17 protein-coding genes and 2 tRNA genes are annotated in these 23,181 nt (G+C 62.5%); 14 read left to right on the top strand and 5 right to left on the bottom strand.

The features are described 5' to 3' along the window. Positions 1–3 precede the first annotated feature (3 nt). Together OKA04_RS00895 and OKA04_RS00890 are read left to right on the top strand one after the other, a co-directional pair. Positions 4–270 carry a hypothetical protein gene (locus tag OKA04_RS00895; protein ID WP_264499227.1) on the top strand — a complete coding sequence of 89 codons (267 nt, stop codon included), beginning with the start codon at positions 4–6 and terminating at the stop codon, positions 268–270. A gap of 557 nt (positions 271–827) precedes the next feature. After that, the gene (locus OKA04_RS00890) at positions 828–2,417 is read left to right on the top strand and encodes a family 43 glycosylhydrolase (protein ID WP_264499226.1); all 1,590 of its coding nucleotides are present in this window, start codon (positions 828–830) and stop codon (positions 2,415–2,417) included. Positions 2,418–2,485: 68 nt separating this feature from the next. On the opposite strand, the gene phoU is transcribed toward OKA04_RS00890, so the two are convergent. Both phoU and pstB read right to left on the bottom strand, forming a co-directional pair. Then, entirely contained in the window at positions 2,486–3,193 is a 708-nt protein-coding gene (gene phoU / locus OKA04_RS00885) for a phosphate signaling complex protein PhoU (protein ID WP_264499225.1), read from the bottom strand. Positions 3,194–3,204: 11 nt separating this feature from the next. Next, positions 3,205–3,993: a phosphate ABC transporter ATP-binding protein PstB gene (gene pstB, locus OKA04_RS00880; RefSeq protein ID WP_264499224.1), complete on the bottom strand. Its 789-nt coding sequence runs from the start codon at positions 3,991–3,993 to the stop codon at positions 3,205–3,207. A 196-nt stretch (positions 3,994–4,189) separates the two neighbouring features. Between pstB and OKA04_RS00875 the strand changes: the two genes are divergently transcribed. From OKA04_RS00875 to OKA04_RS00860, 4 genes are all read left to right on the top strand, one after another. Continuing rightward, a complete protein-coding gene (locus OKA04_RS00875) occupies positions 4,190–4,816 on the top strand; it encodes a DUF47 domain-containing protein (protein ID WP_264499223.1) in 627 nt (208 codons plus the stop codon). 10 nt (positions 4,817–4,826) lie between these two features. Next, positions 4,827–6,281 (top strand): inorganic phosphate transporter, encoded by a 1,455-nt coding sequence (locus OKA04_RS00870; RefSeq protein ID WP_264499222.1) that lies wholly within the window; start codon positions 4,827–4,829, stop codon positions 6,279–6,281. A gap of 87 nt (positions 6,282–6,368) precedes the next feature. Then, on the top strand, positions 6,369–7,238 hold the full coding sequence (locus OKA04_RS00865; RefSeq protein WP_264499221.1) for a hypothetical protein: 870 nt from the start codon (positions 6,369–6,371) through the stop codon (positions 7,236–7,238). Positions 7,239–7,354: 116 nt separating this feature from the next. Further along, positions 7,355–8,638, top strand: a complete 1,284-nt coding sequence (locus OKA04_RS00860) for a ClpP family protease (RefSeq protein ID WP_264499220.1) — start codon at positions 7,355–7,357, stop codon at positions 8,636–8,638. 73 nt (positions 8,639–8,711) lie between these two features. On the opposite strand, the gene OKA04_RS00855 is transcribed toward OKA04_RS00860, so the two are convergent. Then, a complete protein-coding gene (locus OKA04_RS00855; protein WP_264499219.1) occupies positions 8,712–9,674 on the bottom strand; it encodes a glycosyl hydrolase family 18 protein in 963 nt (320 codons plus the stop codon). An 81-nt stretch (positions 9,675–9,755) separates the two neighbouring features. Here OKA04_RS00855 and OKA04_RS00850 point away from each other — a divergent pair, with 81 nt between their 5' ends. After that, on the top strand, positions 9,756–11,036 hold the full coding sequence (locus OKA04_RS00850; protein WP_264499218.1) for a putative sensor domain DACNV-containing protein: 1,281 nt from the start codon (positions 9,756–9,758) through the stop codon (positions 11,034–11,036). A 144-nt stretch (positions 11,037–11,180) separates the two neighbouring features. On the opposite strand, the gene OKA04_RS00845 is transcribed toward OKA04_RS00850, so the two are convergent. Continuing rightward, positions 11,181–11,251 (bottom strand) — tRNA-Gln (locus OKA04_RS00845). Positions 11,252–11,498: 247 nt separating this feature from the next. Next, a tRNA-Gln gene (locus OKA04_RS00840) sits at positions 11,499–11,569 on the bottom strand. Positions 11,570–11,730: 161 nt separating this feature from the next. Between OKA04_RS00840 and OKA04_RS00835 the strand changes: the two genes are divergently transcribed. The 7 genes from OKA04_RS00835 to dnaB all read left to right on the top strand — a co-directional run bounded on the left by OKA04_RS00835 (position 11,731) and on the right by dnaB (position 23,126). Continuing rightward, positions 11,731–12,930 (top strand): L,D-transpeptidase, encoded by a 1,200-nt coding sequence (locus tag OKA04_RS00835; protein WP_264499217.1) that lies wholly within the window; start codon positions 11,731–11,733, stop codon positions 12,928–12,930. 122 nt (positions 12,931–13,052) lie between these two features. Continuing rightward, positions 13,053–13,970: an endonuclease/exonuclease/phosphatase family protein gene (locus OKA04_RS00830; RefSeq protein WP_264499216.1), complete on the top strand. Its 918-nt coding sequence runs from the start codon at positions 13,053–13,055 to the stop codon at positions 13,968–13,970. Positions 13,971–14,094: 124 nt separating this feature from the next. Continuing rightward, positions 14,095–15,075: a ThuA domain-containing protein gene (locus OKA04_RS00825; RefSeq protein WP_264499215.1), complete on the top strand. Its 981-nt coding sequence runs from the start codon at positions 14,095–14,097 to the stop codon at positions 15,073–15,075. Between the two features lie 80 nt (positions 15,076–15,155). After that, positions 15,156–17,954, top strand: a complete 2,799-nt coding sequence (locus OKA04_RS00820) for a PSD1 and planctomycete cytochrome C domain-containing protein (protein WP_264499214.1) — start codon at positions 15,156–15,158, stop codon at positions 17,952–17,954. Positions 17,955–18,184: 230 nt separating this feature from the next. Then, entirely contained in the window at positions 18,185–18,331 is a 147-nt protein-coding gene (locus OKA04_RS00815) for a hypothetical protein (protein ID WP_264499213.1), read from the top strand. 130 nt (positions 18,332–18,461) lie between these two features. Continuing rightward, positions 18,462–21,065 carry a c-type cytochrome domain-containing protein gene (locus tag OKA04_RS00810; protein ID WP_264499212.1) on the top strand — a complete coding sequence of 868 codons (2,604 nt, stop codon included), beginning with the start codon at positions 18,462–18,464 and terminating at the stop codon, positions 21,063–21,065. A gap of 609 nt (positions 21,066–21,674) precedes the next feature. Beyond that, a complete protein-coding gene (gene dnaB / locus OKA04_RS00805) occupies positions 21,675–23,126 on the top strand; it encodes a replicative DNA helicase (RefSeq protein WP_264499211.1) in 1,452 nt (483 codons plus the stop codon). Positions 23,127–23,181: the final 55 nt, after the last annotated feature.

Genomic DNA, 23,181 nt, shown 5'->3' with positions numbered 1-23,181 from the left:
CCGATGGACGAAGACGCATTTTTCCAAGACCTGCTCCATGCCGTGGAGCAGCAACTCGCCGCGCCCCAGACCCGCTACGTGGCGAAGACCTTGGAACGCCTGACCGCGAAGGGCATGAGCGAGGACGACGCCAAGGCCCGCATCGCCGCCTGTCTCGGCGAGGAGACGGATGCCATGTGGCGGAGCAAGAAGGGCTTCGACGAAAAAAGCTACCGGGAGAAGCTCGACGGAATCGATGCGTCGGAGCGATTTGATGACGAAGAGGAGTGACCTTCCTCTAGATAGTCAGCGCAGCATCATTGGACCGGCATTCCAACCGCGGTCACCGACGAATCACCGAGCCCTTCGTGGAAGGCTCCAAAGACGCTAGCGAGCGAGCGCTCGCCGGTTGGTGAGGTTACATACACCGCCCCGACCGACATCAGGAGGCCGCAGAGGGCCAGCACCAGCGGGGGCCGGGCTCCCGGTCGCAGGCGATTGTGGCCTCCGACACCCCCTCGCCCACCGAGAAGCACGCGGGCTTCCTGATGGAAGGCGACCCTGGGAAAAAACGGGAGCGGCGGACTCGAGGCGTGATTGGGCATCGGGGTGAAGGGGTGAGAGCACGGGGAGCCATTGAAGTCCGTGGGAAGATCTTCAAGACACCCGCATCACTAAGGTTTCCCGACCTTCAGGCCATTACGCAATCGCGTAGAGACTCGGCGAATGGCCATTCCGAGACGGTTATAAATACAGGCAAGCCATGCAGGGCGTCCGGCGCCTACCAAACCTGTATGACAACTGGATTCCTTGCACTGCTGGCAGGCCGGTCGTATCACCCGTAGAACATGTTTCGTCCACTTGCCCTTTCTCTCACCTTGTTGTCCCCCGTCTCCGCCGTGGAGACGACCTTCGTCAATCCGATCGCGGAAGGTGCCGACCCTTGGGTGACGAAATACGGCAATCAGTACGTGTGGTGTGCCTCAGAGGGAAACCGTGGCATTTCGCTGTGGGTCTCCGACCGCCTCACCTCTCTGGGCCAGAAGCACGTGATCTGGACCGCCCCGGAGAGCGGCCCCTACGCGAAAGAAGTGTGGGCGCCGGAGGTCCACCTGCTCGACGGCCGCTGGCACGTCTATTTCGCCGCATCGGATGGCAACAATGCGAACCACCTCGCCTACGTGCTCCAGTCCCGGGACTCGGACCCGCTGAGCCCCTACACCTTGCACGGCCCCTTCAACACCGGTGACGGTGCGGACGGAAAGTCACCGAATATCTGGGCGATCGACATGACCGTGCTGGAGGTCGGTGGCAAGCGCTACGCCCTCTGGTCCGGTTGGGATGCCCCGGGCACGGACCAGCAATTCCTTTACATCGCGCCGATGAAGTCCCCCACGGAACTCTCCGGCCCGCGCGTGCTGCTGGCGAAGAACGACGAGCACCTCTGGGAGCGCACCGAGGAGAAGCTGGAATCCCGCGGCCTGGCCGAGGGTCCCCAAATCCTGCAACAGGGCGGCCGCACCTTCGTCACCTACTCGACCGCCGCCTCCTGGCTGCCGACTTACAAGCTCGGCCTGCTGGAGCTGACCGGCAAGGACCCGCTGGACCCGAAGTCCTGGACGAAGAGCCCGCAGCCGGTTTTCCAGAGCACGGAGCTGACCTACGGCACCGGCCATAGCTGCTTCGTGAAGAGCCTCGATGAGAAGGAGTGGTGGCACGTCTTCCACGCCAAGCGGGATCGCCAGGGCGGATGGCGCCGCGCGATCTTCGTGCAGCCCTTCACCTTCGGAGCGGACGGCCTGCCTGATTTCGGCAAGCCCGTCTCTCCCGGTGCCGCGCTGCCATTCCCGTCCGGCGAATCCCTTCCGACCCCGGAGCTGCCGGTGACGGCGGACTTCACGAAGGGCCACCCGAAGGGCTTCTCCTACTATGGCCATCTGCAGTTCCTCAATTTCGAGAAGGACGGCATGCACCTCGGCACCGTCCCGGCCCACCCCGTGAATGACTACCGCAGCGGCGAAAAGCTGGTGCTGGATGGCGGGGACTTCACTGACATCGAAGCGACCACCACCGTCCGCTACGTGAAGGGCGACCGCGACGCCGGCATCCTCTTCCGGGTCACCGCACCGTCGGTCGGCTTTGATGCGCAGCGTGGATACTTCGCCGGAATCATCCCGCGGGACGGTTCCGTGGTTCTCGGAAAAATGGATGGAAGCAACTGGAAGGAAATTGCTCGCGCAAAAGCCGATATCCCCGCGAATGCGACTCACGAACTCGGCGTGACCGCCCGCGGCCCGGAGATCAAGGTGACGCTCGGCGGCAAGGAAGTGCTGACCGCCAGTGACAGCACCTACACCTCTGGCACGGTGGGCCTCCGCGTGGTGGATACCCATGTGAGCTTCGGCGAACTCAAGGTGAAGCCGCTGGCCGGAAAGTAACTGGTATCACACGAAAAAAGCGGCCCGGATCATCCCGGGCCGCCTTTTTTCAAAGCAAATCTTTTCTTTTACTCAGGCTGCCTGTCTGCGGCGGCAGTCCGGTTCTTGTCGTGGCGGATGTCGCGGGCGGAGTCGAGATAGACGGCGTCCTCGCCGATATTGACCGCCAGATCGCCGATGCGCTCCAGCGAGCGGGCGACGAAGATGAGGTGCAGGAAATCCTCGGTGCCGGTGCCGCCCTCTTCCAGCCGGGCGCTAAAGGTGGCGATGAGGCGCTTGTGAAGCTTGTCGAGCTCCTTGTCGCGGGCTTTCAGCGACTCGCCCAGCTCCGCATTGCGATCGGAGTAGGCCGAAAGCGCGTCGCGCAGGATCTGCTCGGCCATGGCGTAGAGCGGCTCGATGAAGGGGACCTCGGCGCAGGCCGGGCGGCTGACCATCTTGCGCGCGCGCTTGGCGATGTTCACCGCGTGGTCGGAGATGCGCTCCAGATTCGAGGCGACCTTCATCGAGGTGATCACCAGCCGGAGATCGCCCGCCACGGGATGGAAGCGCATGAGCGTCTCCATGCCGATGCGGTCGATGCGCTTTTCCGCCTCGTCCACCTCGTCGTCGTCGGCCACCACGGCCTTGCACTTTTCCAGGTCCCGCTCCAGCAGGCCCTGCATGGCGCGTTCCAGATTGAGGCGGGCCTGGCCGGCCATCGAGATGACCTCGTTGCGCAGCGATGCGAACGCTTGGTCGAATTCACGGAGAATGTGTGGAGTGTCCGAGTGCATGGAGGGGAAACTTAGCCGAAGCGGCCGCTGATGTAGTCCAAGGTGCGCTTGTTCGCGGGATTTTCGAAAATTTTCCGGGTGGAGTCATATTCCACCATTTCGCCGAGGTAGAAGAAGGCGGTGCGGTCCGAGACGCGCGTCGCCTGCTGCATGTTGTGGGTGACGATGACGATGGTGTAGTGCTCCTTCAGGCCGAGGATGAGGTCCTCCACGTGGCCGGTGGCGATGGGGTCCAGTGCCGAGCAGGGCTCGTCCATCAGGATGATTTCAGGGTCCACGGCCATCGTGCGGGCGATGCAGAGGCGCTGCTGCTGGCCGCCGGAGAGGCCAGTGGCGATGTCGTCGAGGCGATCCTTCACCTCGTCCCATAGCGCGGCGCGGCGCAGGGACTTCTCGACCACCTCATCCAGCGCGGACTTCTTTTTCTCGCCGAGGGTTCGCGGACCGTAGGCGACGTTGTCGTAGATGCTGCGGGGAAAGGGGTTGTACTTCTGGAAAACCATCCCGACGTGTCGGCGGAGCTGCACGGGATCGATCGAGCGGTCGGCGATGTTCGCGCCCTCGATGATGATCTGCCCTTTCGTCACCCGGGCACCCGGGACGAGGTCGTTCATCCGGTTGAAGCAGCGCAGCAGCGTCGTCTTGCCGCAGCCCGAGGGGCCGATGAAGGCGACCACCTCGTTGTTCGGCACGTCGAGGGTCACGTCCTTGAGGACGTGCTTGTCGCCGTAGTAAAAGTCCACGCCTTGGACCTGGATTGCAGGCACTCCGGCCTCGGTTTTCTCGGCGGAAGCAGGCATCACGGGGTTTTCAGACGTCATCGTCGGGGCATCTTGCCGTCTCCGCGGCGGGGCTTCGGTTACCAGTGACATGGTGTCTTGTAAAGGTCTCGCCGTCTGCCCGGCGCGGCGTCGCAGGTCACTGTGTCAGGGAAAATTCTTCGCGCGGCTTGCCACGTGTGACGTTTTTGACACAAATCCCGCCCGAACTTTCCCAATGATCTCGATCCAACGCCTGTTTGGCAAAGAGGACCGCTTCTTCGACCTGCTGGTCGCCAGTGCGGAAGAAGCACGCCAGAGCATCGTGGGCCTGACCCACATTCTGCGCCACGAGAAAGCCCCGTCGCTCGGTGAATTCGCCGAAGTCCGGAAGAAGGACAAGGCCATCACCCAGGAAATCAGCGACTTGCTGGTGAAGAGCTTCGTCACCGCGCTGGAGCGCGAGGACATCGAGGCCCTGTCCACCGCGCTCTACAAGATCCCGAAGACCATCGAGAAATTCGTCGAGCGCTACCTCATCTCCCAGGACCGGGTGGCCACCACGGACTTCAACCGCCATGCCGCCATGCTCGATGAGGCGACCGGCCTGGTGGTCCAGATGATCCAGGCCCTCCGCAAGGGCATGGATATCGTGAAGATGAAGGAACTCAACGACCGCATGCAAAAGATCGAGGGCGATGCGGACAAGCTGATGATCGAGTGCCTGAAGGACCTCTACAGCGGCAAATACGACGCCCTGCTCGTGGTGATCGTGTCGAATCTCTACGACCTGCTCGAGAAGGTCTTCGACCGCTGCCGCGACGTCGGCAACGTGGCGAAACAGATCGTCTACAAGAACTCCTGAAGCGCCTCCCATGACGCTCATCATCGTCGTCATCCTCGTCGCGCTGGCCTTCGAGTTCATCAATGGCTTCCACGACACGGCGAACTCCATCGCCACGGTCGTCTCGACGAAAGTCCTCACCCCGCGGCAGGCGATCATGCTCGCCGCGGTCACAAACCTGATCGGTGCGCTGGTCGGCCACGCCGTGGCGAAGACGGTGTCCTCCGGGCTGGTCGATTCCCAGTTCGTCACGTCGCAGACCATCATTTGCGCCCTTTTCGGCGGCATCGTGTGGAACCTGCTGACCTGGTGGTTCGGCCTCCCCTCGTCCTCGACACACGCGATGGTCGGGGGCCTCTGCGGTGCGACCCTGGCAAATGCCCAGAACAACTGGGACGCCATCATCTGGTCGCAGGAGAAGCTGAAGGACGGCAAGGTGGTGATGGAAGGCGTGCTCCACAAGGTGATCTGGCCGATGCTGGGCTCGCCGGTCGTCGGCCTGGTGGGCGGCTTCATCGTGATGACGCTGCTTTACGCGCTGCTGCGGAATGCCCGCCCGATGTGGGTGAACCGCTTCTTCGGCCGCGCCCAGATTTTCAGTGCCAGCTACATGGGCTTTGCCCACGGCCTGGCCGATGCCCAGAAGACCATGGGCATCATCACCCTCGCTCTGGTCACTGCCACCACCGCGGGCTCCTTCGAAGATCTCCCGAAGGCCTTCAATTTCCTGAAAATGGAGAAGACTCCGGAAGCCGAGGTCCTGTTGCTGGAGGTGATCGACGGCAAGCACTCGCTGGAAACCGCAGCCCGCCTGGAAACGGAGGGCTTCAAGATGCGCTCGGGTGAATTCCGCGAGGCTTTCCTAGCGCTCGCCGCCGAGGTCCACGATGCGCATGGCGACCCCGAAGGTGCCGCCCGCTCGCGTGATGACGTGCGCAAGGACTACGACGCGAATGTCGCCGCCGAGGGCGAGCGTTTCCTTCCGAAGATCCCCATCCTCGGTTCCATGGTCGCGGTGAAATACACCGACTGGATCAAGACCCTGAACGACGTGCGGGCGAAGGCCGAGACGGACGGCAAGGTGCCTCTTGCGGAAATGGCTTCCAAGGTCCGCGAACTCGCTCCGGACGTCCCGCCGTGGATCAAGGTCGTCTGCGCCCTCGTGATGGCCGCGGGCACCTCCGCCGGCGGCTGGCGCATCATCAAGACGATGGGCCACAAGATGGTGAAGCTGCAGCCCGTCCACGGCTTCGCGGCGGAAACCACCGCCGCCACCTTGCTCGCCGTCACCGGGAAATTCGGCATGACGGTGTCCACCACCCACTCGATCACCACGGCGATCATGGGCGTGGGCGCGACGAAGCGCTTCAGCGCGATCGACATGAAGATCGTGAAAAAGATCCTCGGTGCCTGGGTGCTGACGCTCCCCGCCGCCGGTGGCGTGGCGTATGTCAGCATGTGGCTGTGGCTGAAGGTGGCGGGCTGAACTCCCCCGCCCCTCCGGCCTGGCGCGTGCATCGGCTGCATTTCAGCCTTCGACTTTCCGGAAATCCGCGACTAAGAACCGCCGCCCATGCCTCCGCAGCAAGATGCCACCCCTCGCTCGCCCCTCGCCGGGTGCCTGATCCTCGTTCTGGCCCTGCTGATGCTGGTCGGCTTGATCGGTTTCACCGCGTGGATGCCTTTCCGACAGGCTGAGGAGATCGAGAAATTCACCAAAAGCGCCCCGGCCCCGGTCGAGGTCGATGTCATCGAGGGCAACGAAGCCAAGGTCAGCGCCCTGGTGGAGCGGCTGGAGGCCTTCCGCAGCGATCTCAATGACGAGTCCGGCTCCGCCCGGATCGAGCTGACCGCCGAGGACCTGAATCTCGCGATCGCCGCCTTCCCGCAGGTCGAGCAGCTTCGCAAGAGCTTCCGCGTCCGCGAGATCACCGGCGAGCACCTGATCATCGACATCTGCTACCAGCTCAATGGCCGCCCGCGTCTGGCGAAGGACGGCGAAGAGGGCTTCATGGCCGCCGATCCCTTTTACCTGATCGGCACGATCAAGGGTCGCCCGGAGCTCGCCCGCCGCGAGCTCGCACTGCGGGTGGATTCGCTGGACGTCCCCGGCTCCACGGTCCCGCAGGGATTCCTCGACCACTTCTCCACGCTCCGCCTCTTCGAGATGTATCTGAAGGACCCCATCCTCGGACCGGCGATGGCGAAGATGACCCGCGCGGAAATCCAAGACGGTAAGATGATCCTCGCCCGGGTCCCCGGCGAAAATCCGCCCGAAGTGGTCACGGACGCGAATTTCAAGCAGGGCAGCCAGCGCTTTTTCATGTATCTCGGCATCGCCGCGTGCCTCTTCCTCGCCTTCGCCGCGACCATGATTTATCAGAGCATCAAGCGTCAGAAGCGCTTGGAGAGGGAAGGTGGCTCCCCCGGCGAAGGGAGATGACATCAGGGCACCCTTCCTGCTACGTTTTTCCTCAAGACAAGCCCGCAAGTTTGCGGCGCTTGAAAACCGTGCCTCCGGGAGCCGCGTAGCGTCTGCCCGTAAACTCACGCTGTTTCATGAAAACTACCACCCGTTCCGCACTCGTCCTGCTCGGTCTGGCCACCGCAGCCTTTGCCCAGGATCCCGCCGCCAAAGCGACCGCCGCCACCGCGCCGATCTCGATCGCCGAGAAGCCCGCTGACAAGCCGGAGTCCGCCGAGAAGAAAGAAGAGAAGAAGGACCCGGTGAAGGAAGAGCAGGAGAAGCTTACCGCCGAGAACAACCTCGCCGCCGCCAAGCTCACCGCCGAGACCAATGCGATGCGGTCCGAGATCACGCGCCTGAAGATGGAGAAGGATCTCCTCGCCGAGCGCCTGAGCCTCGCCGCGATGAAGCGCCAGGTGGCCCAGGAAGAGGCCATGACCAAGATCGAGGCCGAGAAGGCCCAGATCGTCCGCGACAACGAGCTCGCCAAGGCCCGCGCCGAATACCTCACCAACGAGCTGAAGGCTACCCAGAGCCAGTCCGGCATCGAGATCAGCAAGCTCCAGAACCAGATCGCCTCCATGGAGATGGAGACCAAGCGGAAGGCGTATGCCGACTCCAAGCCGGTCTATCTCGAAAACCCGCTCCGTGACGACGGCACGCTGGTCATTTCCGACCGCCGCATCGCCCTGAACGGTCCGATCACGATGGCCACCGCGGATCACATCACCGACCGCATCGATTTCTACAACAACTCCGACAAGAAGATGCCGATCTTCATCGTCATCGACCAGTCGCCCGGCGGCTCCGTGATGGCGGGCTATCGCATCCTGAAGGCCATGGAGTCCAGCGACGCCCCCGTGCACGTGGTGGTGAAGTCCTTCGCCGCCTCGATGGCCGCCGGCATCACCACGCTGGCCAAGGAGAGCTACTGCTACCCGAATGCCATCATCCTGCACCACCAGATCAGCTCCACGCTCTTCGGCCAGATGAACCTGACCGAGCAGGGCGAAGTCGTGAAGGAAAGCCAGCGCTGGTGGACCCGCCTCGCCTCGCCCGTCGCGGCGAAGATGGGCGTGAGCACCGACGAATTCATCAAGCGCATGTATGAGCACTCGAGCAGCGGCGACTGGAGCGAATTCGGCGAAGACGCCCAGAAACTGAAGTGGGTGAACCACATCGTCAGCGGCATCGAGGAGACTTCCTTCACGAAGAATCCGGATCTCAAGTCCGGTGCCCCGGCCGCTCCGCAGCCCGTCGCCGAGATGAAGGAAGAAGTGGATGCCAATGGCCGCCCCTTCTCCTACCTCCCGCGCCTGACCCCGAAGGATGTGTACTTCATGTACAATCCGGACCAATACTACCGCGTCCGCTGATCCGGCGGCCCGTTTGATTTGATTTCATGCAGGAAGGGGGACGGCGACGTCCCCCTTCTTCGTTTACCGGCGGTCACTTCTTCGGCGCGGGCACCAGCTCCGAGTGGAGGGCGTCCAGCAGTGACTTATCCCCCTTCACGTCGTTGTCCAGCGACCAGATCATCACGCCGCCGAGGCCCTCGGCCAGCACGTGCTTCGCCTTCGCACGGATCGTCGGCTGGCCATTGTGCCAGATCGTTTCGCCCACCTCGTCCTGCTCGTGGGCCTCCGGGTGGCGGGCGAGGATATCGTCGTAGCCGAAGCCGCCATTCCGGAAATCCTTTCCGAAACCATAGCCGTAGAAGGGCACGCCGAGGATCGCCTTGTCCTTCGGCAGACCCCGCTTCAGCCAGTAATTCGCGGCCTCCTTCGCGAACTCCAGCGATGAATGCTGGCCCGGAGCATCGGGATTCCATGAGCCCTTCGCGTCGTAGGCCATGATGTTCAGGAAATCGAAGTGGCCCAGCGCCGCATCCGGCACGCGGTCGCCACCGTAGCCCTTCGACAGCGCAGCGGTGAGGAGCTTGCCCTTCGGCTTCAAAGCGGCGGCGAGGTCAGCGATGAAGTCCCCATAGTCCTCGTTGATCGACGGGCCCTCGATGTCCACGTCCAGCCCGTCGAAGCCGTGCTTCTCCAGATAAGCAGCGATCTTCTTCACGAAGTCCGCGCGCCGGTCATCCGCCAGCAGCTTGAAGTAGCGGTCCTTCAGCACCGCATCGCTAGAGGCGGATCCACCGCCGATGGAGACCAGCACCTTGACCTTCGCCGCCTTCGCCATTTCCAGCAGCGCCTTGTTCCGACGGTTGAAGGACAGCTCTCCGCTGTCGTCGGTAGGGTTCTCGAAGGCAATCTTGAGGTGCGTGACCTTGGAGTAGTCGATGGTCTTCGCGAATTCCTCCAGATTGATCCAGTTCGGCACGTAGGCGACCACCTTCGGGCGGGCGTGAGCGGAGCCGATGAGGGAGACGGCGAGCGCCGTGAGAAGGAGGGCTTTCATCCCCGCGAAAACGACACGGTGACACACAATGTTTCAAGCCTGACTCTGGACGGCAGCGCACACATCCCCTTTACTCATGTCATGTCCGAGATGGTCGCCACCGCTCCTTCACCGATCGACCTCGCCGGGATGGTCGCCCAGCTCTACCGGCTGCTGAATGACCGCCCGGACTGCCCGTCTCAGGAGGAGATCCGCCGCGCCTGCGACATCCTTTTCTCGTCGAGCCTGCTGAAGGAGGAAGGCCGGCCGGTCCGTGCCCGCGTCATCCTCGCGCCGCCGGATGCCTTTCCCCTCTCGGATGGACCGCCGGATGGCGTGCATGCGATCCGCTTCACCACGCCGCACGCGTTTTCGTCGAATGAGATCAAGCGTCTCAGCCCCGCCGCCAGCTTCTTCCACTCCGCCGTGGCGGTGTGGCCGGACCGCGACCGTGGCCTGCGCATCTGGGGCATCCTGAATACCGGCCCGCGCTGGATGAATCTCGTCGCCGGCGGCCGCAAGCCCGCCAGCCACTCGATCCTCCACCCCATCATCCACGTCCGCGACCCGGGATGGCTGCTGTTTTACCACGACTACCAGCTCATCGGGGAATGGCGCGGGCGGGAGTTCTATGGCCCGCGGCTGGATGTCTTCCAGTCGCGCCTGCTGCGCGAGCGCTTCGCCCACCTGCGGCTGCACCTCGTTCAGGAACTCGGCGACAAGTGCCTGCCGCAGACCCTGAGCCAGGAGGACTACTCGGAGCTCTGTCACCTCGTCTCGCTGCAATTCGTGAAGCGGGTGATCAATCTCGTCCGCACCAGCGGCCATGGCGGCACCGTCGTCTTCCTGCCCTCGACCGGCGTGGACGGTGATCCCTTCCGCTGGATCGACTGCAAATACACCTCGGAGTCGGATGAGGCCGGCCGCCGCTTCCCGCACCTGATGAAAAAGATCATCCGGCGGGTGGGGCAGCTTTGCCCGGAAGGCTCGACAATCGAGGATGCGTGGCAGGTCTTCCGCACCAGCAAGGACGCGGAGCTCGACCGGCTTGAGGAAGCTTTCTTCGAACTGGCCCGCTTCTTCTCCGACCTCATGCTGGTGGATGGCGCGATGGTGCTCGACCAGGGCGTGCGCGTCCTCGGCTTCGGCGGCGAGATCCAGGTCTCGCACAACGTCTTCCGCGTCTTCCAGGCGCACGACCTCGACGGCACCGTGCTCACCGACTGGAATGTCCAATCCGACGGCACCCGGCACCGCGCGGTCTATCGCCTCTGCTCCGTGGAGCCCGGCGTTATCGGCTTCGTCATCTCACAGGACAGCCAAGTCCGCATGATCGCGAACGTGGAGGACTCCGTGATGTTCTGGATGCACTCGATGGTGTGAGGCTTTACAGCGGCGCCTAATCACGCAGATCCCGGTCTTGCTCGTCCAGTGCCGCAGCTTGAGATGCTGCGGGAAGCCGTGGGCCAGCAGAGTGCCAGCCGCATACCGCATGCATCAGTTAGCGATACATTGGAGGAAAAAGAGCAGCCCCCCCAGGACTCGAACCTGGAAAGACGGAATCAGAATCCGTAGTGTTACCATTACACCAAGGGGCTCTTTTCCTGCGCGGCGAAGCTAGGAAAGCAGGCCGAATTGGCAACAGGAAAATGAGTGATTGGCCCATTGTTGTCACCCAAACCGGACCTTGAGGCAGATCCCGCCGAAAGCCTGAAACTGGTGAAGTTCGCGAGCGCTCAAGGTGAGCAAAACGAGGAATGTCGCTTTGACCAAGCGGGAGGCTTTTCAGGGCGGTTTCCAAAGGAGGATACCTTAGCTCGCTGAAAATAGACTTATCTCGAAGAGCAGCCCCCCCAGGACTCGAACCTGGAAAGACGGAATCAAAATCCGTAGTGTTACCATTACACCAAGGGGCTCTTCGGCGTCGGGGCGCGCAAGCTAGGCGGACCTTTTTGTTTTGGCAATGCGGAATTTGACCCGATTTCGCAAAAGCGTCGCGAACCGTTAGGCTTCATCGCGTGACATGGCGCGGATTTCTGAAATACTCCCTGCGTCCCGACCTTCAAACTATTCGAAGATGTTCCGGAAATCCGTCGCCGCCGCCGTTCTTGCCACCGTTTTCACCGCTGATGCCGATCCCCTGCGGGCTCTGCCTGTCGATCCATCGGAAATCACTCCTGAGGAAAAGGCTGCCACTCCTCCCGCCCCTGCCCCGGCAGCGGTGGTGCAGCAGTGCACCCCTATCGCGCCCGGCGTGGTGAAGATGCCGGAGCAGAAGAAGAATATCAAAACCGATGCCCCCGAGGTGGCGAATCTGCCGACGGGAGAGGATGCGATCCGCCTCCAGGTTTTCCTCGATCAATCGAATTTCGGCCCCGGCATCATCGACGGGAAGCCGGGCCGCTTCACCATTCAGGCGGTTGCTTCCTGGAACGAAGTGCATGGCCACGAGGCCCACGACATGGGCCCCGTGATGGCAGCGGCGCGCAAGGCGGTGCCGAATGCCTTTGGCATGGCGATCGTGCCGGATGTCGCCACGAAGTGGGTGAACAGCGGGCTTTCCCACAACCGAGCCGCGCAGGCAAAGGCGAAGCGCATGAGCTACCGCAGCATCGCTGAGTTCATGGCGGAGCGCTACCACACGGACGTCGATTTCATCCTCGAGCTGAATGGCTCGAAGAACACATGGGGCGTGAAGACCGGCGGCACCCTCATCGTGCCGAACGTGAAGCCCTTCCTGATCGAGAACGTCAATGGCAAGCGCTACGAGGCCGATCCGACGATGTCCGAGCGCCACGCCGTGGTGGATACCGTCAAGAATCAGGTCCGCATTTTCGAGGGAGCTCCCCCTGCCCTGCTGATCGAGGAAGATGAGCCCGTCTCCAACCAGCCCGTGCTGGTGAAGCCGAAGTCGGCCCCGGTCGCGAACCGCGCGCTGGTGGCATCCTTCCCTATCACTCCGGGCAAGCCACAGTTCATCCACAAAGGCGTGTGGAAGATGAACAACAGCGTGGAGCTGCCAGTCTGGCGCTATGACCAATCGCTGCTCGATACCGGCAAGCGCTCAAACAACGCGCTTAACATCCCGCCCGGCCCGAACAGCCCGGTAGGCATCATCTGGAACGGCCTCAGCAAGCCGGGAATCGGCCTGCACGGCACCTCCGATCCGGAAACCATCGGCCGTGCCCGCAGCGCCGGATGCATCCGCCTGGCAAACTGGGACGCCATCCGCATCCCGACGCTGATCCGTCCGGGGGCGACCGTGGAGATCCGCTGACAGCGAGGCAAAAGCCCGCATTGCTGCCGCTCTAGGGACGACGATGCCATGCGTGAGGTCCGGAAGGCCTTGCGCACGGCACGAAGCGGCTCCATCGAGGGGCCCGACGACCTGCCTGACGAATGAAGTGGCTCCTCTGCTGCGGCCTGTTTGCCACCATCTCCACCTGCGAACGCGAAGCGCCGAAGGCCGTCGCGGTCTCGGAAGACGGAGCGCTGTCGCTGACGCTGGCCACCTTCAACATCCGCTACGAAAACCCGAGCGAGCAGGACTGGCGTGCGTGGTCGAAGCGGGTGGGCCGCCTCGTGCGGTCCCTGCGGACCATGAATCCCGACGTCTTCGGCGTGCAGGAGTGCCTCCATGGCCAGGCCGCTGATCTGCGGGCCTCGCTGCCGGACTATGATTTCCACGGCGTGGGCCGCGAGGATGGCAAGCGGGGTGGCGAGTATGCCGCGATCTTTTTCCGCCGGGATCGCTTTGAGAAGACCCACGGCGGGACTTTCTGGCTCTCGGATCAGCCGGAAACGCCGGGATCGATGAATTGGGGAAACACCTACCCGCGCACCGTCGCGTGGGTCCGTCTCGTGGACCGCAGCACCGGGCGCGGCTTCTGCGTCTTCAATACCCACTGGGACCACCGGAACCAGCCCTCGCGCGAACGGGCGGCACCACTGATCGCCCAGCGGATCGACTCACGCCCCCATCCGGATGAACCCGTGGTGCTGCTGGGCGACTTCAATGCGACCGAGGGAAATCCGGCGGTGCAGTACTTCACCGGCAAATCCGTGACCCTCGCTGGCTCCAGGAAGCCGGCGTGGGACACATCGTTGATCGACACCTACCAGACACTGCACGCGGGCGTGAAAAACCGGCGCACGCTGCACTTCTGGCAAGGCCACCGAGACGGCTTGGCAAAGGTGGATCACATCTTCGTCAGCCGCGGCGCGAAGGTGGAGGCCTCGGGCATCCGAGTGGAGCAAGCGAGGGAAGAAGAGCCGTCCGACCACTTCCCGGTCTGGGCCAGGGTTAGATGGCCATGAGCCACGAGATGGATGGATATTCCAATCCGTCGCGGACAGGCACTTTTATCCCGAAAAAAGGCACATTCACGGGATGATTCTTGCGCTCCCGCAAGAAGCCGCTTGGTTGGCTGGTAATCCAACCATGAAGCCCACCGTTTCCCTGCTCGTGCCACTCGTCCTCGCCTCCTCCGCCATGGCTGACGATTCTTGGATTGTCTTCGAGGGCAAGTCCGGCCCCGGCAAGGGCAAGCACGTGGTCTTCGTGAGCGGCGATGAGGAGTATCGCTCCGAGGAAGCCTTCCCGATGCTCGGCAAGCTGCTGGCAGAGAAGCATGGCTTCAAGTGCACCGTCCTCTTCTCCATCGACACGAAGACCGGCGATATCAATCCGGATGAGCAGACGAATATCCCCGGCATTGAGTCGATCGACTCCGCCGATTTCCTCGTCCTCGGCCTGCGCTTCCGCGAGCTGCCGGACGACAAAATGAAGCACATCGTGGATCACGTGGAGGCGGGCAAGCCGCTGCTGGGCCTGCGCACGTCCACCCACGCCTTCAACTATAGCCGCAACAAGGAGAGCAAGTATGCCTCGTGGTCGTTTGATTCCGATGGCGGCTTCGGGAAGAAGATCCTTGGCGAGACCTGGGTGAATCACCACGGCGACCACGGCAGCCAGAGCACCCGCGGAATCATCGAGGAGGCAAACAAGAGCCACCCTCTTCTTACCGGAGTGACCGACGTCTGGGGACCCACCGATGTCTATGGCATCCGGGGCTTGCCCGAGGATGCCACGGTGCTGCTGCGCGGTGCGGTGCTGGCGGGAATGAAGCCCGAGGACGCCGCCGTGGATGGCGACAAGAACAAGCCGATGATGCCCGTGGCCTGGGTGCGCGACCGCAAGCTCGACAATGGCAAGAGCCAGAAGGTGATCTGCTCCACCATGGGCGCGGCGACCGATTTCCTGGAGCCCGGCCTGACCCGTTTCGTGGTCAATTCCACCTACTGGGCCTGCGGATTGCCCGTCCCGGAGAAGCTCGATGTGGAACCCGTGGGCGATTACAAGCCCACGAACTTCGGCTTCAAGGGCTACCGGAAGGGCGTGAAGCCGGCGGACATGAAGTGAACCGCCGGGCACACGGCCCGACACCTCGCGGAAAAGCATTTCTTCTGTGAGAAACTTCGCGGAGGCGTCGTAATCGGGAGATGCCATCCGGATTTCCGACGCCTGCGGTGCTTCTTGCATTTGCCGTCCCCACGCTAGCGGGAGCTTCGGAGTCATTTGAAAAAGTCCGGCTGATCCTGGAGAAGAAATGCGTCTCCTGCCACTATCCGGACAAGACGAAGGGCGACCTGCTGCTGACCACCCGTGAGGAATTCCTCAAAGGCGGCGGCACCGGCCCTGCGATGGTGCTGGAGCATCTGGAGAAGTCCGAACTGCTCGTCCGCGTGAAGCTGGATGAGGATGACGACGAGATCATGCCTCCGAAGGGCGGCCCGCTCACCCCGGAGGAGATTGGTGCCTTGGAGACCTGGATGAAAGAAGGCGCACCATGGCCGGAGGGCGTGGTGCTGGCTCCGAGGCCGAAGACTGCACTGCCGGATTGGAACGCGCCGGCGGACCCCGAGATCGCCTCCATCGAGCCCTTCCCGAAGAATGTCTCGCTGGAGACCGCCGCGGATTTTCACAAGGTGCTCGTCATCGCGCGCTTCAAGGACGCGGCAACCCAGGACATCACGCGCCAGATCAAGGCGAGCGTCGCCGACCCTTCGATCGCGAAGCTGGACGGCACCACGCTCAAGCCGCTGAAGGACGGCACCACCACGATGCACCTCGAGTATCGCGGGCTGAAGTCCGAGGTGACCGTCACCGTGAAGGACGCGGCGAAGCCAAGACCGGTCTCCTTCCAGCTCGACGTGATGCCCGTGCTGACATCCGCGGGCTGTAATACCGGCTCCTGCCACGGCTCCGCGCGCGGGAAGGATGGCTTTCACCTCACCCTCTATGGCTTCGATCCGCAGGGAGATCACTTCCGCCTGACTCGCGAGAGTCCCGGCCGCCGCATCAATCAGGCGCTGCCAGAGGAATCACTTCTGGTCACGAAGGCCGTGGGCGACGTCCCCCACACCGGCGGGAAGCTCTTCGACAAAGGCAGCGCACCCTACGACACGCTCGTCGCGTGGATACGGGACGGGGCGAACTACGATCAAGGCGAGATCCCCCAGCCTACCGGCATCACCATCGAGCCGCCGCAGCTCGTCCTGAAAGGCGGTGAACTGGAGACGCCATTCACGGTGAAGGCGACTTTCTCCGATGGCACCGACCGCGACGTGACCACCCTATCGTCCTTCTCCACGTCGAATGACAACTCGGTCTCGATCAATGGCCGCACCGGGCTCTCCACGTCGAAGAACCGGGGCGAGGCATTCCTGTTAGGCCGCTTCATGATCTTCACCGAAGTCGCGCAGGCGATCGTGATCCCGAAGAATCTCGACTACACGCGACCAGAGCTGGCGGAGTTCAACTACATCGACAAGCACGTCCACGAGAAGCTGCACAAGCTGCGCATCATCCCCGCCCCGCTTTGCGACGACGAGACCTTCCTGCGCCGCGTCTTCATCGACGTGGTCGGCAAGCTGCCCGAGCCATCCGAGCGCGAGAGATTCCTGGCGGACACGAATCCGAAGAAGCGGGAAGCGCTCGTGGACGAGTTGATCGGCCGGAAGGAATTCTCCGAAATGTGGGTGATGAAGTGGGCGGAGCTGCTGCAGATCCGCACCTTCAACAACGGCCCGCAACAGGTCTCCTACAAGGCCGCACTGGGCTACTACAACTGGCTGCGCGACCGAATCTCGGGCAACCAGCCGTTCAACGACATCGTGCGCGAGCTTCTCTCCTCGGAGGGCGGCACCTTCTCCAGCCCGGCGACGAATTTCTTCCAGATCGAGCAGGATGTCCTGAAGCTCACGGAGAATGTCGCGCAGGTCTTCATGGGCACGCGCATCCAGTGCGCGCAGTGCCACAATCATCCCTTCGACCGCTGGACAATGGATGATTACTATGGTTTCGCCTCCTTCTTCGCGCAGGTGAAACGCAAGCCCGCCGAGGACCCGCGCGAGCGTATCGTCTTCGATGGCGGCGGCGAGGTGCCTCACCTGGTGACGAAGCAGCCGGTGAAGCCGCGCTTCCTCGGGACGAAGACGCCCGACAACTTCGGCAAGCAATCGCGACGCGAGGCGATGGCGGAGTGGCTGACCTCGACCGAGAACCCGTGGTTCTCCCGCAACGTCGCGAACGTGACTTGGGCTCACTTCTTCGGCGTGGGTATCACCGATCCCGTGGACGACGTGCGGATCTCGAATCCGCCGGCAAACCCCGAGCTTCTCGCGGCGCTCTCCGACAAGTTCGTCGAGTATGACTACGACCTGCGGAAGCTGGTGCGAGACATCTGCAACTCCCGCACTTATCAACTCTCCAGCGCCACCAACGAAACAAACGAGACCGACACGCGCAACTTCTCCCGCGCGATGGTCCGCCGCATCCGTGCGGAGGTCCTGCTGGACTGCATCTCGCAGGCGACGCAGACGCCTAACAAATTCAAGGGCCTGCCGGTCGGGTCGAATGCGGTGCAGATCGCCGATGGCAATACGACGAACTACTTCCTCACCACCTTTGGCCGCGCCACCCGCGCCACGGTGTGCTCCTGCGAGGTGAAGATGGAGCCGAACCTCTCCCAAGCGCTGCACCTGCTGAATGGCGATGCCACCCACAATCGCATCAACCAGGGCAAGATCGTGCAATCGCTGCTGGCCGAGAAGAAGTCCCCGGAAGACGTGATCCGTCACCTTTACCTCAGAACGGTGAACCGCGAACCCACCCCGGCCGAGATGGAGAAGCTCATGGCCGCCGTGAACGAAGGAAAGAACAACGGCGAGAAGCAGCAGATCCTGAATGATGTCTTCTGGGCGCTGCTGAACTCGAAGGAGTTCATCTTCAATCACTAGGTCCACACTTGTTTCCGGCTGATAGGCGAACTCGGAGATGACTGCCAAGTTTCTAAAATGTTCAGATTTTATTTTTAGAATTTGTCATCTTACGCGATCGCGTGTAATCCGCGTCGCACATGCTGTCCTACCCGGCCAAACACCACCCCGAAGACGCCGAGGTCTCCCCGGCCGATTCACAGGTGTTTGACGTAGCAGCAGCCGCATTTCCCGGCTTGGCGTTCATTACCGTGCCCGCCCGCCTTTTCAATTCCCCGGAGCAGAATGCCTTCTATCACTTCGGCCAAGTCCTGAGGGACGAGCATGCGCCGCTGATCCCCATCGCGGTCGGCGCGCTTTGCACCCTGCTTGGTTTCCGCTTCCCCCACGGATCCTGAGCACCGCCACGAACGAAGAAACGGCTTCTGGTTGAGGCCCGGCATCGACATGCCGGGCCTCTTCTTTTCCGGGCGATGATGATTTTCCCGCAAGATCGACAAACCCGTTTGCCGTAAACGTGGGATCGTTTTGGCAAATCGCATCCCCATCCTCGCCCTACTGCTTCCCGCCAGCGGCATCGCGTCCGCCGCGGACAAGGTGACTTTCGACGACCACGTCCTGCCCATCTTCCAGCAGAGCTGCCTGAACTGCCACAACCCGGACAAGGCGAAGGGCGGGCTCGATCTCTCGACCTTCTCCGGCGCGATGAAGGGCGGCTCGGGCGGCAAGATCGCCGAGCCCGGAGACACCGGCGCGAAGCTCATCGCCGTGGTGATGCACACCGCCGAGCCGAAGATGCCGCCCGAAGGCGAGAAGCTTGGCGGCGACCAGATCGGCCTGCTGAAGGCATGGATCGAAGGTGGTCTGCTGGAGAACAAAAGCTCCTCCGCGCGCAAGCCGACGAAGCCGAAATTCGACACCGCGCTCCAGTCATCCGCCGACCAGAAGCCGGAAGGCCCGCCGCCGATGCCGGTGGACGTCCTATTAGATCCTCCCGTGGTCGCGCCCCGTGCATCCTCGGTGAATGCCATCTCCAGCTCGCCATGGGCGCCGCTGCTCGCGGTGACGGGACAGAAGCAGGTGCTGCTCTTTGACACGAACTCGCTGGAACTCGCCGGCGTGCTGCCCTTCCCCGAGGGCGATCCGGTGTCGCTCGCTTTCACGCCGAATGCCCGCTATCTCATCGTCGGTGGAGGCGTGCCGGGGAAATCCGGCGTGACCGTTACCTTCGACGTGGTCACCGGAGAGCGTATGCTGGTCGCCGCTAAGGAATTCGACAGCGTGCTCGCGAGCGACCTGAAGCCGGATCTGTCGCTCGTCGCCACGGGCTCCCCTTCCCGCCTGATCAAGATCTGGAAAGCGGAGGACGGCAGCCAACTCCACTCGATCAAGAAACACACCGACTGGGTCACCGCGCTCGATTTCTCGCCCGATGGCATCCTGCTGGCGACCGGCGACCGCAATGGCGGCGTGTGGGTGTGGGAGGCTGACAGCGGAAATGAATTCCACACGCTGCGCGCCCATCAGGCAGGCATCACGGCGGCGGCATTCCGCGCGGACTCAAACTTGCTTGCGACCGCGTCCGAGGACGGCTCCGTGCGCTTCTGGGAGATGAACGGAGGCACCGAGGTGAAAAAGCTTGATGCTCATCCGGGCGGCGTGCTCGCGTTCGCATGGACGCGCGATGGCTCCTTTATCACTTCAGGTCGCGACCGCGTGGTGAAGCTGTGGAAGCCGGACTTCAACCTCTTGCGCGAGTTCAAGGATCAGCCGGACCTGCCGGTATCGGTGGCCTTCGACAGCGAGGGCAAGCGCGCCTTCGCCGCGGACTATCGCGGACAACTCACCGCGTGGGACGTGGCCAGCGGCAATCCGGTTGGAAGCTTCGATGCGAATCCGCCGTCGGTGGAGCAGCGTCTGGTATCCATCGGTGACGAGATCCGCAAGCAGCCCGAAATGGTCGCCGCCGCGGAAGCTGCCGCGAATGATGCACAGCGAAAGCTCGCCGAGGCCCGAAAGCGTCTCACCGAGGCCGAGGGCGCTCTTCAGCAATCCCGCGATGCACATGCTGCCGCGGTGAAAGGCAAGCAAGAGGCCGAGCAGAAGCTCGCCTCGACCAATCAGCAACTTCCGCCGAAGCGGGAACAAGCCGGCAACGCGCGCGCCCAACTGGATGCCGTGTCGAAGGAAGCGGAAGCAAGGAAGGCCGCCATCGCTGCAGTGGACCAGAGCATCGCGACTGCGGGTCAGGAGAGCCAGTCGGCATCAGCAGAGCTGAAGCGACTGGAGGATGAGCTAGCAAAAGCCCGCACGGAAAACCGCAGCGCCGACGTCGCCAGCTTGGAAACAGCAGTGACCACGCAGCAGTCGAAGGCCGAGGCTGCCGCAGTCAATCTGGAGCAAGTTCGCTCCGAACGTGCTCGGGAGGAAGGCGCGCTCACCGAGATCGAGATGCGCCTGAAAGCGACCACGGACGAAGTGGCGAAGCAAGATGGAGAGTTCGCGGCAATGGTGAAGGAGACCGAGACCTTGCCCTCCGTCATCACTGGTGCTGCGCAGGCGATCACGGACGCCGAGAGTAAGATCAAGGAGCGTGAGGCGGCCATCGCACCAGCCCGCGACGCAATCGCGCCCGTCGAAAAGACTTCGCAAGAAGCCGCTGCCAAGCTGGAGCAAACGCGGCAGCACCTGCCGTGGTTGCAAGGCCGCGAGCGTCACTGGAGAGCCGCCGCCTTGAACACGCAGGCCTTGCAGGCACGCATGGAGGCAGACCGGCAAGGAGCCGAGGCCGAAGGCTTGGCGGCAGATTTCGAAGTGGAGGCCAAAGCGCTGAACGATCTGTCGGCAGCGCTTGATGTCGCGCGGAAAGAAGCCAGCGATGCCGAAGCACACCACAACGCCCGGCAGAAGGCAAAGTCGCCTGCGGATGCGAAGATCCTGGAAGACTCGACCAAGGCCTTGGAAGGAGTGCAGGCCAAGGTTCGTGAGCTGGAGGCCAAGCATGCTGCTGCAACCGCATCGTTGGCCGAAGCAAAGAAGAAGGCCGATGAAGCCCAGCCCGCAGCTCAGGCACTTCGCGCGAAGGCCGAGGAATTGAAGGCGCTCTACATCTCCCTACGTGACGGGAAGTGAACGTGGTGAAAAGTTATTCACACGTTGTTCACCGCTGTTCGTGTAGTTTGGTGAGTCGGTTATATCGATTCACGGGAAGTTGCTCACACGTTGCAAACAGCTCCTAAAATTGACTAACTCACTATCTTCATGCCATGCTTTGATCCATGGCTCCGGTTCTCCATTCACACATCTCAGCAATCAAGTGCCCTGCAATTAGCGGATTTTTAGATGAGTTCTGTGATGGCTCTCGATATCCCCGTGAGCCGGGAGACTGCTACACACTCGACAATCTGCTCTCGATCATTCTCCAGCGTCACCAGCCCAATCTCACCAAGGACTACTTCCCTTTTCCTGAGAGCGTTGTGACTTGTAGAGTCGCGGCTCTCCCCGAGCCTCTGATTTCTCTTGCACGAGAAATTTCTCTCGCTCGCCGTGTCGAGATTGGGAAATTTTTCAGTAAGTCATTCTTAACCTACCTCAAGGCCTCCTATCCAGCAAAGGTCTCAAAATCGCGGCGTCGGAACTGAGCAGACCCGCGATTCCTACGGTTGTTCTACTGGGGCGTTGCGGAAAATTTCGACGCTTGGTATCGAGGCGGTCGGACGCCATACCGGCCTCCTTTCCGAAATGGCCGTCGATACCAAGCCCGCTCGCCCCGAGTCCCCTTCCCTTCACAATGCCGATGCGGCCGCGCTCGGGCCGGACGTTTTGCGGCAGATGCCTCACGCGCTGGGACCGGAGAAGAGCATCCTGTCCTCGATGCTGAAGGACCCGGAGCAGTGGATCGGACAGGCGCTTGAGGAAGGCCTGACGCGGGACCACTTCTACCTGCCGGGACATGGCCTGCTTTTCGAAACGCTGCGCGAGCTGAATGCCGCAAGCAAGACCATCGAACTCGTCTCGCTGGTCCAGCTTCTCCACGACCGCGGCAATCTGGACAGCGTCGGCGGCCCGGCAGCGATCACGGACATCTTCACCTACGCACCGAATGCCGCGCACTTCGCGCATCACCTCACGCTGGTGAAGGACAAGCACGTGCTGCGTTCCATCATCCGCACCTGCACCGAGGCATCGACGGAGGCCTACGACAATCCGGAGGAGACCGTCTCCCTGCTCGACCGCGTGGAGACCAGCGTGCTCGGCATCCGCCAGGGAACGGAGACGTCGCGTGGATTCCACATCAAGCAGTCTGTCGGCGAAGTGCTGAGCCACTTCGAGTCGCTGCTTCATGGCGAACTAGAGGTGCAGGGAACGGCGACCGGCTATACCGATCTCGACCGCATGTGCAAGGGCCTGAAGCCCGGTGAAATGTTCGTCGTCGCGGCGCGTCCGTCGATGGGCAAGACCTCCTTCATGATGAACGTCGCGGAGCACATCTGCGTGGATCTGAAGGTGCCCAGCATGGTCTTCTCCTGCGAAATGACGGCTTTCCAGATCGTCCAGCGTCTTCTCTTCGCCCGCGCGCGATTCCCGATGGCGCAGCTCGGCCGGGGCTTCAAGCCGAAGAAGGAAGACCTGCTGCGGATCAAGCGCGCCGCCGAGGAGATCGCTTCGTCGAAGCTCTTCGTGGACGATACCGCGGGCATCCTGATCGACACGCTGCGGGCAAAGGCACGGCGGCGGAAGCGCGAGGATAATATCGGCTTCATCGCGATCGACTACCTCCAGCTCCTCAAGTCCGGGTCGAAGCAGGCGCAGAACTCCCGCGAGCGTGAAATCGGTGAAATTTCCGCCGGCATCAAGGCCCTCGCCAAGGAGCTCAGCCTGCCCATCTTGGTGCTCGCCCAGCTCAACCGTGGTCCGGAAGGACGAACCGGCAAGTCGCTCGGTGTGCCCCGCATGTCCGACCTTCGTGAGTCCGGCACCATCGAGCAGGACGCCGACATGATCGGCCTGCTCTACCGGACCGCCTACTACGCCGAGACCGAGGAAGAGAAGGAAGCCGAAGCAGGTCGCGCCGAACTGCTGCTCGCCAAGAACCGTAACGGTGAAACCGGCCACGTCCCGCTGACCTTCATCGCGGAGCTGATGCGCTTCGAAACCCGCGCCCGGGATGAGCGGGATGGTGCTGGCGAGTAAAGGGTCTAACACACGTGACCGTCCAAGCGAGCCGGTGGCACGCGCTCCCAGCGAG

This window comes from Luteolibacter flavescens (genome assembly GCF_025950085.1).
In the GTDB taxonomy this organism is placed as follows: Bacteria; Verrucomicrobiota; Verrucomicrobiia; order Verrucomicrobiales; family Akkermansiaceae; genus Haloferula; species Haloferula flavescens.
The sequence above is the reverse complement of the archived record's forward strand: the minus strand, read 5'-3'. Positions and strand labels throughout refer to the sequence as shown.

Coding starts and splice junctions, on each gene's coding strand:
- OKA04_RS00895 (WP_264499227.1), top strand. CDS start 4: ATGGACGAAGACGCATTTTTCCAAGACCTGCTCCATGCCGTGGAGCAG.
- OKA04_RS00890 (WP_264499226.1), top strand. CDS start 828: ATGTTTCGTCCACTTGCCCTTTCTCTCACCTTGTTGTCCCCCGTCTCC.
- phoU (WP_264499225.1), bottom strand. CDS start 3,193: ATGCACTCGGACACTCCACACATTCTCCGTGAATTCGACCAAGCGTTC.
- pstB (WP_264499224.1), bottom strand. CDS start 3,993: ATGCCTGCTTCCGCCGAGAAAACCGAGGCCGGAGTGCCTGCAATCCAG.
- OKA04_RS00875 (WP_264499223.1), top strand. CDS start 4,190: ATGATCTCGATCCAACGCCTGTTTGGCAAAGAGGACCGCTTCTTCGAC.
- OKA04_RS00870 (WP_264499222.1), top strand. CDS start 4,827: ATGACGCTCATCATCGTCGTCATCCTCGTCGCGCTGGCCTTCGAGTTC.
- OKA04_RS00865 (WP_264499221.1), top strand. CDS start 6,369: ATGCCTCCGCAGCAAGATGCCACCCCTCGCTCGCCCCTCGCCGGGTGC.
- OKA04_RS00860 (WP_264499220.1), top strand. CDS start 7,355: ATGAAAACTACCACCCGTTCCGCACTCGTCCTGCTCGGTCTGGCCACC.
- OKA04_RS00855 (WP_264499219.1), bottom strand. CDS start 9,674: ATGAAAGCCCTCCTTCTCACGGCGCTCGCCGTCTCCCTCATCGGCTCC.
- OKA04_RS00850 (WP_264499218.1), top strand. CDS start 9,756: ATGTCCGAGATGGTCGCCACCGCTCCTTCACCGATCGACCTCGCCGGG.
- OKA04_RS00835 (WP_264499217.1), top strand. CDS start 11,731: ATGTTCCGGAAATCCGTCGCCGCCGCCGTTCTTGCCACCGTTTTCACC.
- OKA04_RS00830 (WP_264499216.1), top strand. CDS start 13,053: ATGAAGTGGCTCCTCTGCTGCGGCCTGTTTGCCACCATCTCCACCTGC.
- OKA04_RS00825 (WP_264499215.1), top strand. CDS start 14,095: ATGAAGCCCACCGTTTCCCTGCTCGTGCCACTCGTCCTCGCCTCCTCC.
- OKA04_RS00820 (WP_264499214.1), top strand. CDS start 15,156: ATGCCATCCGGATTTCCGACGCCTGCGGTGCTTCTTGCATTTGCCGTC.
- dnaB (WP_264499211.1), top strand. CDS start 21,675: ATGGCCGTCGATACCAAGCCCGCTCGCCCCGAGTCCCCTTCCCTTCAC.